We start from the raw sequence: 14,904 nt of genomic DNA on the forward strand, positions 1-14,904 counted from the left end.
ACGACGACGACGACGCGACCGACGACGACTCAGTCACACCGCCGCCCTGCGGGCCGGTGATCGAGCCGCTCGTCGAAGGGCGCGTCATTTCCGACGCGGATCTCGCGACGCTCGTGGACGGATCGGTCGCCATCGTCTGGACGGAGTACGACGATTTTTCCGCACGCGTCGTCGCGATGGTCTGCCCGGCGGACGGTTCGGATGTTCATGGGCCCGTCGATGTCGGAGAAGGGGAAGCGGAGCCTGTCAACGCCTCCGATGCGGTCGCCGCGGCGATGCCCGGCGGCGGATTCGTCGTCGCATACTTCGCGGAAAAGATCTCGGACTCATCACGGAGCGTTCAGGCCCGGTGGTTCGACGCATTCGCGCAGCCCGCGTCCGATGTGGTTCCGGTTCGGGAGGGCGGCGTCGATCCATCGGTGGCGGTGAACCCCGCGACGGGTTCGGCGCTGATCGCGTGGGTCGAGGAGCAGGAGTTCGAATTCGGTCTTGAACTCGAAATCGTGGGCCGCCTGTACGATTCGTCCGGCGCGCCCGAAACCGGGGCGTTCAGTGTGAGCCACGACGGGATCTGGAACGAGTGGGCACCAAAGATCGCGGCGGCGGACGATGAATTCGTCGTGACGTGGTATGGCGATCCGCTTCCTGAGACGGGTAAAGGCGTGAGGAACCATTCGCGGTATAGGGACCTGCCGCCCGACCCCACGGCGATTTGGGCAGCCGTCGTCGACGGCACGGGATATACCCAAGTCGGCCCCAGCGAACTCGACATCGGATACGGGGCGTATCCGGACATTACATCCCTCGGCGCCGACTACGTTTTTGCCTGGAAAGACTCTTCGGTCGCCTATGCGGGTCTCTACTCTGCGCAACTCACACCGCTGTGGAACGATGCTCGTGTCCTCGACGATTCGTTCGAGTCGAACGGACCCTCGCGTGTCGTCGCGCTTGACCCGGACGCGTTCCTCGCGGTTTGGTCCACGCTTTCACACGACCCTCCCGACGACGACGAATCGCACACATTGGAAGCCGCGGTCTGGAGCCGCGACGGCGGGCCGTTGAGCGAATTTCACGTGGCGGGAGACAGCGATACCATTCTCGGTGTTTCCTTCGAAGTAACCCCGTTCGACGTTGACGGCGCGTTGGTCGCCGCAAGGACATTCGATGAAGTGAGCGAGACCCACCAGCTGACGCTGATCCACTGCGTTTGGGACGACGAGCCGGGGTGCAATCCGGAGTTGTGACGCGGGCGGCCCGTTACCGATCCGTCTCGAACCGTTCGCGGATCTCCTCGACGCGGCGGCGGTTGACGCCGAGGTCCGACCAGCCCTCGCGCGAGGCCGAGCGCACGTGCAGCAGCTTGGCGGCGTCGTCGAAGAGAAACTCCACGTCGTCGACCCAGCGGAAAATGCGCGTCGTGAATGTCGCGTGGAGGTAGGGCCCCTCGCGCCGGACGATCGCCGTGCGGTGCATCGAGCGAATGACCTCGATGAGCCGCGCCATCGCCGACTCGAAGTCGTCCTCATAACGCAGCGGCGCGACCGCGTGGGACTGGCGCTCATCCTGGCTGCACACGCAGTTGGGCGAGCGCGGGCACGCGGCGAGCCGTCCGCTTTTCACGCCGCCGACCGCGAGCGCGACCACCACGAGTCCCAATCCCCAGAGCGCCGTCTCCATTCGTCCTCCGGCCCGCGCACCGATCCGCGCCCGCGATCGGCGCACGACTTTTCTCGTCGGTGCGTTCGCCGCGTTCAGGGGATAATCCGGTCCCCATCGAGCGCACCGGGCGTCAATGTGTCATCGGAAGAAATCTCGAAATCATCAACCATCGCGTTTTCCACACCGATTATGACATGAGTCCGATGAACCAGGGTGATATCCTAGTCGCCCATACGACAGGGGAATCCGGACGATCTTCGGGAATCTGATCCCGAACTCCGATCGCCCCGCCCGTGCGGATCAACACCCGCAACACGCGGTATCGTTGTCCTTGGTGCGCTCGCCGTCGAGCGTCCCGGACACGTCGTCGTCCTGATCCTCGCCCGCGTCATCGTCGGGAGTCGCATCGTCGTCGGAACCCGTGTCGTCATCGACACCGTCGTCGTCCACGTCATCGTCGACATCGTCGTCGACATCATCGTCGGCGTCGTCATCCGTATCGTCATCCCCCGCCGACGTGGTCGTGGTCGTCGTGGTGGTCGTCACGGTCGTCGTGGTCGTGGAACCGCCGCCGGTCGTGGTGGTCGTCGAGGTCATCGTGGTGGTCGTTGTGCTCGAGGGGCAGATCTCGACATCGGCGCGTATCAGAAAGTTGCCGGCGAAGCCCCAGCCGTCGATGGTGTCCCAGAACCCGGGCGCGCCGAACCAGCTTTGCTCGGCCGACGCCGACGACGTGTCCTGAGCCACCGCCTTGGACTGCGTCGTGACGAGCTTGAACCCGACGCACCACGACCCGTCGTTGATGGGGATGTCGAACTCGGGCTCGCCCGTCAGGTCGTATTCGTTCCACGCGTTCAGATTCGGTGTGAACTCCGTCGAGGTCCAATCCGCGAGGTTGCCATCGGGCGGTCCGTCGCCATCGGGATCGCGCCACACCACCCAGCTCAGCGTCCCGGTATTCTGCGGCGGCACGAACGCGCGCAGCGTGTTGATCGTCGCGGGGTACTGATCGGGCGCGAGGCAGTTGAGCGCCCACAGCGTCTGTCCGCCGGAGAACGGTAGAACCTGCTCCATCGAACCGTCGTCCACCTGCAGCGTGTCGTCGAAACAGGGGTCGGGCTGCGTGGTCGTGGTGGTGCTGGTCGTCGTGGTCGTCGTCGTCGAGGACGATGTCGTGGTCGGCTCCGTCGTGGTCGTCGTGGTCGTCGTGGGTTCGGTGCTCGTCGTCGTGGTCGTCGTTTCGGCGACGCGGAAATTCGCGATGGTCCACTTCGTGTTTTCGAGCACGGTGTGATTGTCCGCAGCGCCCGTTTCGCCGATGATGATCCCCATGGGGTCGCCGCCCTGAAGCACGTCCGGGTTCGAGAAATACGGCAGCCGCGTGCAACTCGCTTCCACATCGGTGCACGCGTCGTTGTACGCCATGATCGTGCGCCACTCGTCCGCGACGTTCACATAACCGTGGTTGTACGAGTAGGGGCTGTTTTCTGACCAATCGACGTAGCGGTCGTGGCGCATCGCCTGGTTGTGACCGATCTCGTGTGCAAAAGAGTGGTTGCCCACCGCGCAGTTCACATCGGTTGCGCTGAAGCCGATCACGTCGGAGGACGTGTTCACGTCGGTCATGATGTACGCGCACCCGCACGACGACACCGCGACGCTCATCAGCGCGACCAGATCGGCGTTGTACGTGTCGCGAAGGGCATGGATCTCATCCATGTTGCCGTCGTTGGTGACGGCGAGGCGTGTGCGGTCGGTGCACAGGCTGCCCGACGGCGTGTACGTGACCTGTGCCGTGTGAACGAGGTTCAGCGAAACGGCGATGTTGCTGTTGACGTAAGCCTGATTCGCGTCGTCAATCGCCGACTGGATGTGCGCTTCGATGTCGCCGACGAGCAGATCCGCGGCGTTGTTGTAAACGACCATCACGTCGATGACCGAACCGTCATCGGTCGCGAATCCGTCCGCGACCGCGCCGAATCCGAACGGGATCGAAATCTCCTCATCGGGCGGGGTCGAGCATTCGGGGTATCCGTCGGACTCGATGCGCGCCACGGCGTGCACGCCCACGCCGAGCGGGCGGATCTGATAGCGTTCGAATCCGATGAAAATCTGTGCTGCGACGTTTTCGCCGCGCACCGTGAAGATCGCCTGCCCGCCGCGCGGCCCGATCACCTTTCCGAACCACGAAAACCCATCCGACCGAAATTCCACGCGCTCTCGCACCGCCGCGACGCGCACGTCCGCGAAGAGGTCGAGGTCAAGTCGGGAGGCGTCTCGCAGCGCCGCGACGTCCACGCGCGCGAAGCGATAACGGGTGACCGCCGGGTCTTCGAGGAGGTTTTCCAGCACCGATGGGCGCGCACCATCGGCATTCGTGTCGGACAAGATGCTCGCTGTCGCGTCGTTCGGTGTGGACATCGACGGCGCACCGTCGGCAACGTGTTCCGGCTCGGACGCGCAACCGATCAGGAGAACGCAACCGACCAGAGCCACGAGGCCGAAGATTCCCGAGCGAAGTCCCGTCATGACTGTTGTCCCCGTCAAGACTCGAAATGATCCCATGCGAATGGCCATCATTCTATCGAATTCGACGGGTTCGGCCAAACAGCGGCAGGCTCACCGAAAAACACCGACTATTTTTAAAAGAAGCAACGCACGCTGAATGCGCCGGCCAGGTCGAAATCGCCGTCGCCGGTGAACCACCATCCGGGGGATACGTCCGCCGCCAGCTCGATCGGAATTTCGGCGAAGATCAGCGAGAGACCGCCCGTGGCGCGCACGCCGCCTTTCACGCTGTCGTCGTCCTTGTCCTTGCGCTTTTTGTCATCGTCGTCGTCACCGCTCACGGCGAGCATCGCGCCGCCGCCCAGATACGGACGCACGGCGACGTCGGGCGACGACGGCGTGATGTTTTGAAAGTGGTAGAGCAGATCGATCGTCGGCTCGAAGCGCTCGTCGAGAAACGAGAACGCGAGATCGGTGTCGATCGTCAGATCGTCGGTGAGGAAGAACTTGCCGGTGAGGCCGGTCGGCTCGCCAAGTACGAGACCGAACCCGATCCCGTTTTGCCCGTAGCGGCCCGCGGGCGGCACGGGCGGCGGCTCTTCGCGCACCGAGCTTCGGAAAAAGCCGTCGCCGTCGTCCTGTGCGTGCGCGGGCCACGCGCCGACGGCGAGCATCGCCGCACCGATCAGAATCAATCCTCGAAGTCGCCTCGTCATTCTGTCGCCTTTCGATTCCGATTTCGGCGCGGCTGTAGCCGAAAATCGGTCGCTCGTCTATCGTATCACGATGTACGTCACCCGAAATATTGTCGCGATCACCCTCGCCTCGACCCTGCTCGCGCTGGGTTCCGCGTGTTTCTCCGGCGACGGCTCCGGTTCGAATTCGGGATCGGACGACGACGCTTTCGATGACGACGCGTCCGGCGATGACGACGGTTCGAATGACGACGATTCCGACGACGATGATGATGACACGACGGACGACGACGGCGCGGATGACGACGATGACGATGCGGGCTCGACCGATTTTTCGCCCAGCCTGAACTTCGGGCTCGTTCACTACCATTACTATTTCTCGCTTGGCGGCTACGACGGCGACGTGTTTTTGGACGACACCGCCTGGGCGGCGTCGCACGTGGAATTCGCCATCATCAACACCGGCGATTTGGGCATGGACCTGGCGTGGGAGCAGCTTCGCGCCGACGAGCCCGTGGGATCGTGGCTCAAGTGGCAGCTATCGCAGATCTTCGTGACCAACGAAACGGCGGGCGACTGCTCGGACCCCGAGGTCGGTGGCGAAGACCCGACCTTCGCCGAACATTCCGCGCTTTTTGACGCGTTCCTGGCGGAGCAACCCGAGCACGGCGACGGCGAGAGCTGCTTTTTGCACGCGCGTTACGATGGTGAGATCGCGGCACGCTGGCACACGTCGATCTGCGACGTCTCCCTCGCGCAGCGCGGCATCGAGGGCAGCGCGGCGGACCTGCGCGACGCCCGGATCTTCACACTGATCTGGGACGAATACGGCTGGCTCATCGACTTCAACTCCGATTGCGGCCGCGATTTCCTCGCGTTCAAGGCTCGGCGCGACACCATGGACCTCGGTTATGGCGGCGTGGGATACGACAACATCGGGGGGCCGATCGGCGACGGCTTCTACCTGCCCGAACTCGTGGACGACATCGATGTGATCGAGATCCCCAACACCGCCGAATCGAACGACGCGCTGCTCGATGCGTGGTGGTGGAACACGATCGAAGGCATGCTCGAAGCCACCGTTACCGCGATGCGCGAGGACGCGCCGGACGCGAAACTCGTCTTCAATGCGGGCGCATACTGCTCGTGGGACGGCAGCGTCGATCGCCTCGGCGAGATCGTCCGGCCCGGGCTCGGCGTGTGGTGCGAGGGCGCGATCCAGCACCCGTCCTGGGGCGTCTTCCACACGCCGGATCGCTTCCGGTCGTTCGCCGCGCTCTCCGAAGCCATGGACGCCGGCGGCGGGTTCGTCGCGCTCGAAACGTTCTATGACGGCGGCGACGAAAATCCCACGCCGGACGAGCTGGTGTTCTACTTGGCGGCAAACTGGGTGCTTGGGGCGCTGTCGAATGTCCTGGCGATCAAGCCCGATTGGGACCCGTATGTTCCACTTCGCGAGGCGACGTGGTTCCCGGTCTTCGAGGTGGACATCGGCGAGCCGACCGGCCCGTACGACGAGCACGACCACGGCGTTTTCGTGCGCGATTTCGCGCGCGACGACGGCGCCGAAACGCGCGTGTGGGTTCGCGGCGACGGCCACGAAAGTCCCGTCACCGTCGAATTCGGCGCGGGCTGGTGCCGCCTCGGTGCGGATGCGTCGCTCGCGCCGATGCCCGCGAGCGCGATGATGGCGAGTGGCGACGGCCTCATCGTCATGCGCGGCGGCGACATCGACTGCCCCGCCGAATGAAAAAGGCGGGACTCGCCCGCCCTTCCCGCTCAATTCGATTTCGGACTATTCGAGCACGAGCAGCACGTCGCCCTTGCCCACCGCGGCCGGCGGCGCGAGCGGGAGTTTCACGACCTTGCCCGCGCGCGGCGCCTGAAGCTGGTTTTCCATCTTCATCGCCTCGAGCGTGAGCACCGCCTGCCCTTCGGCCACCGTGTCGCCCTCTTTCACCATGTACTTGAGCAGCGTGCCCGGCATCGGCGCGGCGATCGCAACCTGCCCCTCGCCCACGCTCGTCGCGGGCGCGGCGACCTTCGGTGCCGGCGCGGCCTTGGGAGCGGGCGCGGCCTTCGGCGCGGAAGCCGTCGCGGCGGTCGGCGCGACGTGTGTGATAACGGGTGCGGCGTCTCCGGTGGCCTCGACCTGCACCTCGAAAACCTCGCCGTCGATCGCGACGTTGAAGGTCCGCGCGCCCACACCCATGTCGGGCTTCGGCTTCGGTTCCACGAGCTCGCTCTTGAGCGCTTTCTTGATCAGGCTGTCTTCGCGGGCGACGTCTTCCAGTGTCTTCGGCGTCTCTCCCGGGCGCTTCTTGTCGAGGCCGAGATCAAACCGAACGTACGACTCGCCCGTGCGTGGATACAGTCCGTAGATCAGCACGTGATCGAGAGCGGGCTCACCCGCGCGGCCTGCCTCTTTGTACAGGTCGCGGATCTTCGCCGTCGCTGCCGGCACCTCGGGATCCAGGTAGTCGCCCGGGCGGCCCGTGATCGGCTTCTCGCCGCGCGGATAGCCCTTCAGGCACGTCTTGCGCACTTTGGGATCGATCGGCGCGGGGGTCGCGCCGTAAAGCCCGTAGCACAGGTCTTTCACTTCCTGGCTGACCATCTTGTAGCGGCCCATGAGCACGTTCATGACGGCCTGCGTGCCCACGATCTGGCTGGTCGGCGTGACGAGCGGCGGATAGCCGAGCTCCTTGCGCGCGCGGGGCAACTCCTCATGCACCTCGCCCAAACGGTGGAGCGCGTCGGCCTGACGAAGCTGGTTGATCATGTTGCTCGTCATGCCGCCGGGCACCTGATGGATCAGCACGCCCACGTCGATCACCGCGGTCTTGGATGTGTCGCCGAAGTGGCGGTACTTGGGCGCGATCTTTTCGAGCATGTCGCCGATCTCGGCGATCGCCTTGAGATCGAGCTTGGGATCGCGCGGGTGCCCTTCGAGTGTGACGAGCAGCGGCTCGACCGCCGGTTGGCTGGTGCGGTGCGCGAAGGGGGCGACCGCGGTGTCGAAAATGTCCACGCCCGCGTCCACCGCGCGGATGTAGGCCATCGCGCCCATGCCGCTCGTGAAATGCGTGTGGATGTGAACGGGCAGACCCGTGTGTTTCTTGACGAGCTTGACCAGCAGCTCGGCGTCCGACGGGTTGATCATGCCCGCCATGTCCTTGATGGCGATGCTGTCCGCGCCGAGGGCCGCCATCTCCTTCATTTTCCGGATGTAATAGTCCTCGTTGAAGATCGGTCCGCCGATTTTGCGCTCGGTGATCGTGTAGCAGATGGTCGCCTGAAAGTGCATGCCGCACTTCTTGACCCATCGCCCCGCGACCTCAAGGTTGCGCGGATCGTTGAGCGCGTCGAAGACGCGGAAGCGGTCCATGCCGCAGTCCGCGGAGTGCTTCACGAACGCCTCGACCAGATCGTCGGCGTAGTTGCGGTAACCGACGATGTTCTGGCCGCGCAGCAGCATCTGGAGCGGCGTTTTCGGCGCCGCCTTTTTGATGAGACGCAGTCGCTCGAACGGATTTTCCGCGAGGAACCGGTGCGCCACATCGAATGTCGCGCCGCCCCAGACCTCGAGCGCCGCGAAGCCGATCTTGTCGAGGCGCGCCGCGATCTCGAGCATGTCCTCGGTGCGCATGCGCGTGGCGTACAGGCTCTGGTGGCCATCGCGCAGCGTGGTGTCCATGATTCCGACGGGTTTCAGACGTCCGGCGGGTTTCGCGCTGCCAACGGATTTCGCGCTTGGGACGGGTTTGACCTTCTTCACGGCCATTCGGGGCTCCTTATTCGGTCCTTCGTCGCCGAACGTGCGGCGTTTGTCTCGATTGATCGACCGGCGCGCTAACGCATCGCCCTTCGTTGCATCATGTTTCGCAGGTGCATGGCGTCCTGACGGCCCGACATGCCCCACGGCGAGGGCGGCGGCGGCGCGGGCGATTTCGCGCCCGGCGCGCGCGCGGCCGATTCCGCCGCGAGATACGCGGTGACGGCGGCAGTGATGGCGGCCATTTTTTTCGCGTTGATGGCGGCCATCTTTTTCGGCGTCAGCGTCATCGTCGTCCCCCCGCTCACATCGGGATGTTGCCGTGCTTTTTCGGCGGTCGGACCTCGCGTTTGCCCGACAGGGCGTAGAGCGCCCGGGCGAGCACGGCGCGCGTGTCGCGCGGCAGAATCACGGTGTCCACGTATCCGCGCGCGGCGGCGATGTACGGCGAGTAAAACAGCTCGCGGTATTCGTTCAACTTTTCGGCGCGCGTCGCCTTGGGGTCCGCGGACGATTTGATCTCCTTGGCGTAGAGCACTTCCACCGCGCCCTCCGCGCCCATCACGGCGATTTCGGCGGTCGGCCACGCGGCGACGAAATCCGCACCCTGGTGCTTGCTGCACATGGCGAGGTAGCTGCCGCCGTAATCCTTGCGCACGACCAGCGTGAGCTTGGGAACCGTCGCCTCCGAATAGCACCACAGCATCTTCGCGCCGTGGCGGATGATCCCCATGTGCTCCTGATTCACGCCCGGCAAAAAGCCCGGCACGTCGACAATCGTGAGCAGCGGAACGTTGAACGCGTCGCAAAAACGGATGAAGCGCGTGGACTTGTCCGACGCGTCGGTGTCGAGGCAGCCCGAAAGGACCGAGGGCTGGTTGGCGATGATGCCTATGGATTTTCCGCCGAGCCGCGCGAAGCACGTGATGATGTTCTGCGCGTAGGCGGCGTGCGATTCCAGAAAATCCCCGCCGTCCACGATGGCGCGGATCACATCCTTCATGTCGAAGCCCGCGCGCGGATCGTCGGGAATGATCGTGTCGAGCTCGGGCGCGACGCGGTCGATGGAGTCCGCCAAATCGCCCTGCGGCGGGTCCTCCATGTTGTTTTGCGGAAAGTACGACAGCAGCGCGCGCACGGTTTCGATGCTCTCGGCGTCGGAGTCGCACGCGAAGTGGCACACGCCGGAGACCGACGCGTGAACGTCCGCGCCGCCGAGGCTCTCGAAGTCGATGTCCTCGCCGGTCACTGACTTGATGACCTTGGGGCCGGTGATGAACATGTGCGCGGTGTGGCGCGTCATGAGGATGAAGTCGGTCATCGCCGGCGAATAGACAGCGCCGCCCGCGCACGGACCCATGATCGCCGAAATCTGCGGAATCACGCCCGACGCCGCGGAGTTGCGGAAGAAGATCTCGCCGTAACCGGCCAGTGCATCGACGCCTTCCTGAATCCGCGCGCCACCCGAGTCGTTCATGCCGACGACGGGGCAGCCCGACGCGAGCGCGAGGTCCTGCACCTTGGTGATTTTTTTCGCGTGCATCTCGCCGAGGCTTCCGCCCTGCGCCGTGAAGTCCTGCGAGAAGGCATAGACCGTGCGCCCGTTGACGAGGCCGAAGCCGGTGACGACGCCTTCGGCGGGGATGTCCTTGTCGGCCATGCCGAAAAACGTGGAGCGATGCTTCACGAAGGCGTCGAGCTCGGTGAATTCGCCGTTGTCGAACAGGAGCGCCATGCGCTCGCGGGCGGTGAGCTTGCCCGATTCCTTCTGGGCCGCCACGCGCGCCGCGCCGCCCATCTCTCGGATATCGCTCAGTTTTTTGACGAAATCGTCCTGTCGTTGTTTCGTCGTCGACAAGGCTCCCCTCCCGCGAAAACCGTCATCGGAATAACAGAATCAGGGTTGGACGCGCAATCAGGTCCAGATCATGAACTCGCGTTTCGGTAAAGATTCGACCGGCGCGAACGGGCTCACGCCGAGGGGTTCTTCGTCTCGTCCTTGGACTCCGGAACCGCCGGGGCGGGGATCTCCTTGTCGTCCTTGGTCGCTTTTTTGAACTCGCGCAGCCCCTTGCCGAGCCCCGCGCCGACCTCGGGCAATTTGCCGACCCCGAAGATGATCAGGATGATCACGAGGATGACGATCAGCTCGGTGGTTCCGATGCCCATGGCGGCCTCCTAGAAATACGGAGCGAGCAGGCCCCAGCCCAGGAACTCGTCCATCGTCGCAAACACGAGCACCGCGACGTAAAGACCGAGCCCAGCGAGGGCCAGGTTCGCGTAAAGTTTCGACTTTGCTTCGCTCACGTCGTCCGTCCCCAAAACGGGCCTGAAGGTTAGCACGCGCCTCGCCGACGTGTAAAGGACAGCGGGGGCCGCGCGCCGGTTCCGGAGGGTGCTTTGGGGCGTTGCCGGACTCCTTTCCCCGTGGCGGCGCGAGGCGGTGCCGTCGCTCCGATTTCTTCTTGGGTATTAACCCCGATTGCGGTACTATAAGTCGATTGTATTCTGCCTGCCCTGCCAGGGAGCGCTTGAGTTTTGGCGCGTCGAAATACCGCCAACGACCGGAGGGACGAAAATGACGTCGAGACCGCGCTTCACCCCGAGTTTCGTAACCGTTTGGGTCGCCGCGATGTGGATCGTGCTCGCACTCGTTTCATCGTGCGCGAACGGCAATGACGACGATGATAGCGAGATGCCCACGGATATCGCGGAAGGCGAGTGCTGGCTGACGAATCCTTCCGATCAGGAGGGACTGGGATACTCAAAGCTGTTCTGCAGTGGAGACGATCCGAACGACGACTCGGACGATGACACCGACGACGACACACATTGGGGCACGCCGCCATTGATCTCGAACGGAATCTGGGATCCCACAACCGCGACGGACGACGCAACCGGGAAATTTCTGAGCGATTTGACCGGATCTGTTTGCGACATCGACAACGACCTCGCGGGCGGGCAGATCTTCATCTGGGTCACCGGCCAGGACGCACAGCTCCTCGCCTACGAAATCTTCTGGGCGGATTTCGGTCCCGAAATATCGGACGTTGCGAACTGCGACCTGCCGGCCTCGTTCGGCGTAACGGTCGACTTCACGGAGATTGTCCCCTACGGCGACGACGTGTGCGTCGATCTCGAGGTCTCGGACGGTGAGGGCAACCTGAGCAACAAATTGACCAACATCTGCGTCTACCTCCCCTGACGAAGGAATCATCGATGACAACCCGACGATCGAATATCCTCTGGCCAGCCCTGTTCCTGGCGCTCTCCCTCGTGATCGCGGCAACGGGTTCGTGCGGCGACGACGACGATGACGACACCGGCGAGCGCGGCGGCGCGGACGACGATGACGACGATACGACGTACATCCCCGGCGACGACGACAGCGCGGACGACGACGGGACCGCGGATGACGACGATACGTTTGACGACGATGCCGATGACGATACCGACGACGATGACGACGACGACACGGCCGATGACGACGTCGACGATGACACGACCGACGACGATGCCGACGATGACACCACGGATGACGATGCCGACGACGACGTGGACGACGACACCGGGAATTGCGACGAGGACGCCCTCGCGACGTGTTCGGCGAACGCCGACTCGACCCTCGGGGACTGCGTGGACGACTGCGCCCGCACGACCAACGAGTGCAAGGAAGCGATCTGCTTCAACCAGTGCCAAGTCGACTACTGGAACCGCCTGGCCATCTGCCGCGCGATCAACGGTTGCGGCCTGCCGACGCCCTTCGAGGTGTGCGTGCGCATCTGCCGCACGGACGAGCGCGAGTGCCTGACACCCGAGGAAGACTGCAACGACGGCGTCATTTTGACGTGCAACAACGCCTACGCCGCGTGTTATCAGGACTGCGAGAGCTGACGGGGCGTCAATCGGCTTCCAGCAAACTCCGCACATGCCCCTGACGGTTGCGGATCGCCTCATCAAGGGGTGTCCGCCCGTCTTCGTTTTTCGCACGTGGATTCGCCCCCGCATCGAGGAGCGCGCGGATCGCCTCCACCGCGCCGCGAAACGCGGCTTTATGCAGCGGCGTGTTGCCCCACCGGTCGCGCGCATCCGCATCGGCCCCGCGCCGCACGAGCTCGGCGCACGCCGCCGCGCGCCCCATAAGCGCCGCGAAGTGCAGCGCCGTCTGCCCCGCGCGGTCCGTCGCGAAAACGTCCACCGGCGATTCCATCACGGTCGCGGCTACGTCGTCGTGAAACCACGCCGATTCGAGGTGAATCAGCGCGGGCTCGTCGCCCGCCGGAAGATTCGGATCATCCCCCGATGCGAGACACTCGCGCACGCGCGCCACGTCGCCGGCCCGCGCCGCGTCGTGAAGCGAGAGCTCGCCCATTGTCGCTCCCGCGTTCCGCAGCGATGCGGCGATGTCGTCTCGCCGGTGCGCGATCGCGAGATAGAGCGGCGTATGCCCCGCCGGCGTCCGTGCGTTCACATTCGCCCCGGCGTCCAGTAACCGTCGCACGGCCTCTAGGCGGCCCATCATCGCCGCGTGATGCAGCGGCGTTCGCCCGGCGCGGTCCACCGCATTCCCCATCGCGCCCGCCGAGAGCGCCGCGTCGATCACCTCGACCGCGCCGCGCGCCGCCGCGCCGTGAAGCACCGACGCCCCGAAGGGATCGGTCGCGTCCACGCGCGCGCCCGCCTCGATCAGACGGCGCACGAGGTCCGCCCGTCCCGCGAATGCCGCGCGGTGAATCGGCGCTTGCCCCCGCCCGTCGGCCTCGTTCGGGTCCGCGCCGAGACGAATCAGCGTATCGACGCCTTCGGTGAATCCGGCCTCGATCGCGGCCGTCAGGGGCGTGCGCCCGCGCTCGTCCACGTCGTCGAGATCGTGACGGGCGAGCGCGCCGAGCGCAGCCGCGTCGCGTCGCGCAAGGATATCGAAGATGTCGCGTAGGACCGTCACGACGCACCGGCCCGCATTCGGAATTCGCCTAGTCCGCGAGCAGCCAGGAGAATGTGCCGGGTAGACGGCGACGCCAGTCGATCTCGTGGTGCTGACCGTCGGGCTCGAGCACCAAACGCACTTCGTGGTCGGCGTAGCCCAGATTCTTGAGGTGCCAGTAGAAGTCGCGCGTCATGTTGCCGTAGTCGAGAAAGACCCCGGCGTATTGCACCATCTCGTGCTCACCGGCTTCGAGCGTGATCTTCGTCCAGCGCTGCGCGTAACGGTTCCAGGCGGAGAACATGCCCGCCTGCGACCACATCAGCGACGGCGAAATACCGCCGATGCGGCCGAAGACGTCGGGACGCATCCAGCCCATGTACACCGACATCAATCCGCCCAGGCTCGCGCCCGCGACCGCCGTGTCCTGCGGCTCGGGCAGCGTGCGGTAGGTGCGGACGATGAACGGCTTGACGTGGTTCACCAGAAAATCGGCATAGAGATGCCCGCGCGCCTGCACGCCGACGGCGAGGTCGTCCCACGGCGTGTACTGCTCGAAACGCGTCGGGCTGTGATCGATCGCCACGATGATCCACGGCCGGATGACGCCGCTGTGCGCGAGGTCTTCCATCACGTCGTTGGCGCACCAAGTGTGAAACGTCGCCGATTCGGGATGATTGAAGACGTTCTGCCCGTCGTGCATGTAGAGCACGGGAAAACGCCGGTCGGGCTCGTAGTCGTAGGCGACGGGCGTGAAGATGCGCAGCACCCGGTTTTCCTGTTCGGGGTACGAATAAAAGTCCCGGATGATGTGGATGTAGCCCATCGGCCCTTCCTGACGCGCGCGGGGTTTGTGCGTCTTTCGCACCCGCGCGGCGCGGGTGTCAAGGCGTAGGGACTGATGCGGAGATATGCAACGCTGGGAAGACCGTGGACATGCAACCCGCCTCGGGGTGCGTGTTCCCGAGGGAAAATCGGGACCGGCAACGCGAAGCAGTGCCTGTAACCCTCTTCCCTTCAAATCTGTGGCCCGGCCACCCCGACCGGGACCGTTTACAACGTCGCGGGCGCGAAAAAGTGTGGCCCGGGCGCGTGACAAGTGTGGCGCGGGCGCAGGAAAAGCGTGGCGCGGGCGAGGGAAAAGTGTGGCCCGGGCGCGTGACAAGTGCGGCGCGGGCGCCTCCGCCCGCGACGTGCCGCCGAACCCGCCTTCAGGCTCATTTTCGACGCTTGGAACGGGTTGTGGACAACCTGACCTGAGCGAATTCGCATAGTTGGCACTGTTTTTGGCCGATATTCGCGAAAAGTGCAGTGCAAACCGTCGCTTTTTTCGGTTGCGCGTA

Annotated in this window: 13 protein-coding genes; 4 read left to right on the forward strand and 9 right to left on the reverse strand. The window is 64.6% G+C overall.

What is annotated here, in order from left to right; translation table 11 throughout:
- On the forward strand, positions 1-1,244 hold a 1,244-nt coding region (locus IT350_19280), incomplete at its 5' end, for a hypothetical protein (GenBank protein ID MCC6160203.1).
- A 13-nt stretch (positions 1,245-1,257) separates the two neighbouring features.
- On the opposite strand, the gene IT350_19285 is transcribed toward IT350_19280, so the two are convergent.
- The 3 genes from IT350_19285 to IT350_19295 form a co-directional block, all read right to left on the reverse strand.
- Complete coding sequence (locus IT350_19285) at positions 1,258-1,677, reverse strand: DUF1499 domain-containing protein (GenBank protein MCC6160204.1); 420 nt, start codon at positions 1,675-1,677, stop codon at positions 1,258-1,260.
- Positions 1,678-1,959: 282 nt separating this feature from the next.
- Positions 1,960-4,188, reverse strand: a complete 2,229-nt coding sequence (locus IT350_19290) for a hypothetical protein (GenBank protein MCC6160205.1) — start codon at positions 4,186-4,188, stop codon at positions 1,960-1,962.
- 113 nt (positions 4,189-4,301) lie between these two features.
- Positions 4,302-4,883 (reverse strand): hypothetical protein, encoded by a 582-nt coding sequence (locus IT350_19295; GenBank protein MCC6160206.1) that lies wholly within the window; start codon positions 4,881-4,883, stop codon positions 4,302-4,304.
- A 70-nt stretch (positions 4,884-4,953) separates the two neighbouring features.
- Here IT350_19295 and IT350_19300 point away from each other — a divergent pair, with 70 nt between their 5' ends.
- Positions 4,954-6,612 carry a hypothetical protein gene (locus IT350_19300; GenBank protein ID MCC6160207.1) on the forward strand — a complete coding sequence of 553 codons (1,659 nt, stop codon included), beginning with the start codon at positions 4,954-4,956 and terminating at the stop codon, positions 6,610-6,612.
- A gap of 45 nt (positions 6,613-6,657) precedes the next feature.
- On the opposite strand, the gene IT350_19305 is transcribed toward IT350_19300, so the two are convergent.
- The 4 genes from IT350_19305 to tatA form a co-directional block, all read right to left on the reverse strand.
- Positions 6,658-8,646, reverse strand: coding sequence for a pyruvate carboxylase subunit B (locus tag IT350_19305; protein MCC6160208.1), 1,989 nt, complete (start codon positions 8,644-8,646; stop codon positions 6,658-6,660).
- A gap of 68 nt (positions 8,647-8,714) precedes the next feature.
- Positions 8,715-8,906 (reverse strand): hypothetical protein, encoded by a 192-nt coding sequence (locus IT350_19310; GenBank protein MCC6160209.1) that lies wholly within the window; start codon positions 8,904-8,906, stop codon positions 8,715-8,717.
- A gap of 35 nt (positions 8,907-8,941) precedes the next feature.
- The gene (locus tag IT350_19315) at positions 8,942-10,435 is read right to left on the reverse strand and encodes a methylmalonyl-CoA carboxyltransferase (protein ID MCC6160210.1); all 1,494 of its coding nucleotides are present in this window, start codon (positions 10,433-10,435) and stop codon (positions 8,942-8,944) included.
- A 173-nt stretch (positions 10,436-10,608) separates the two neighbouring features.
- Positions 10,609-10,806, reverse strand: a complete 198-nt coding sequence (tatA, locus tag IT350_19320) for a twin-arginine translocase TatA/TatE family subunit (protein MCC6160211.1) — start codon at positions 10,804-10,806, stop codon at positions 10,609-10,611.
- A gap of 409 nt (positions 10,807-11,215) precedes the next feature.
- Between tatA and IT350_19325 the strand changes: the two genes are divergently transcribed.
- The gene (locus IT350_19325; protein ID MCC6160212.1) at positions 11,216-11,842 is read left to right on the forward strand and encodes a hypothetical protein; all 627 of its coding nucleotides are present in this window, start codon (positions 11,216-11,218) and stop codon (positions 11,840-11,842) included.
- A 14-nt stretch (positions 11,843-11,856) separates the two neighbouring features.
- On the forward strand, positions 11,857-12,531 hold the full coding sequence (locus IT350_19330; protein ID MCC6160213.1) for a hypothetical protein: 675 nt from the start codon (positions 11,857-11,859) through the stop codon (positions 12,529-12,531).
- 7 nt (positions 12,532-12,538) lie between these two features.
- Here IT350_19330 and IT350_19335 read toward each other — a convergent pair whose 3' ends face one another.
- Together IT350_19335 and IT350_19340 are read right to left on the reverse strand one after the other, a co-directional pair.
- Positions 12,539-13,582, reverse strand: a complete 1,044-nt coding sequence (locus IT350_19335; protein ID MCC6160214.1) for an ankyrin repeat domain-containing protein — start codon at positions 13,580-13,582, stop codon at positions 12,539-12,541.
- Between the two features lie 28 nt (positions 13,583-13,610).
- Positions 13,611-14,387, reverse strand: a complete 777-nt coding sequence (locus IT350_19340) for an alpha/beta hydrolase (protein MCC6160215.1) — start codon at positions 14,385-14,387, stop codon at positions 13,611-13,613.
- Positions 14,388-14,904 lie beyond the last annotated feature (517 nt).

This window comes from Deltaproteobacteria bacterium (assembly GCA_020845895.1).
GTDB lineage: Bacteria > Lernaellota > Lernaellaia > JACKCT01 > JACKCT01 > JADLEX01.

Bases quoted from the DNA above. Each gene is read 5' to 3' on its own strand.
- IT350_19285 (MCC6160204.1), bottom strand. From the start codon at position 1,677: ATGGAGACGGCGCTCTGGGGATTGGGACTCGTGGTGGTCGCGCTCGCG.
- IT350_19290 (MCC6160205.1), bottom strand. From the start codon at position 4,188: ATGACGGGACTTCGCTCGGGAATCTTCGGCCTCGTGGCTCTGGTCGGT.
- IT350_19295 (MCC6160206.1), bottom strand. From the start codon at position 4,883: ATGACGAGGCGACTTCGAGGATTGATTCTGATCGGTGCGGCGATGCTC.
- IT350_19300 (MCC6160207.1), top strand. From the start codon at position 4,954: ATGTACGTCACCCGAAATATTGTCGCGATCACCCTCGCCTCGACCCTG.
- IT350_19305 (MCC6160208.1), bottom strand. From the start codon at position 8,646: ATGGCCGTGAAGAAGGTCAAACCCGTCCCAAGCGCGAAATCCGTTGGC.
- IT350_19310 (MCC6160209.1), bottom strand. From the start codon at position 8,906: ATGGCCGCCATCAACGCGAAAAAAATGGCCGCCATCACTGCCGCCGTC.
- IT350_19315 (MCC6160210.1), bottom strand. From the start codon at position 10,435: ATGGGCGGCGCGGCGCGCGTGGCGGCCCAGAAGGAATCGGGCAAGCTC.
- tatA (MCC6160211.1), bottom strand. From the start codon at position 10,806: ATGGGCATCGGAACCACCGAGCTGATCGTCATCCTCGTGATCATCCTG.
- IT350_19325 (MCC6160212.1), top strand. From the start codon at position 11,216: ATGACGTCGAGACCGCGCTTCACCCCGAGTTTCGTAACCGTTTGGGTC.
- IT350_19330 (MCC6160213.1), top strand. From the start codon at position 11,857: ATGACAACCCGACGATCGAATATCCTCTGGCCAGCCCTGTTCCTGGCG.
- IT350_19340 (MCC6160215.1), bottom strand. From the start codon at position 14,387: ATGGGCTACATCCACATCATCCGGGACTTTTATTCGTACCCCGAACAG.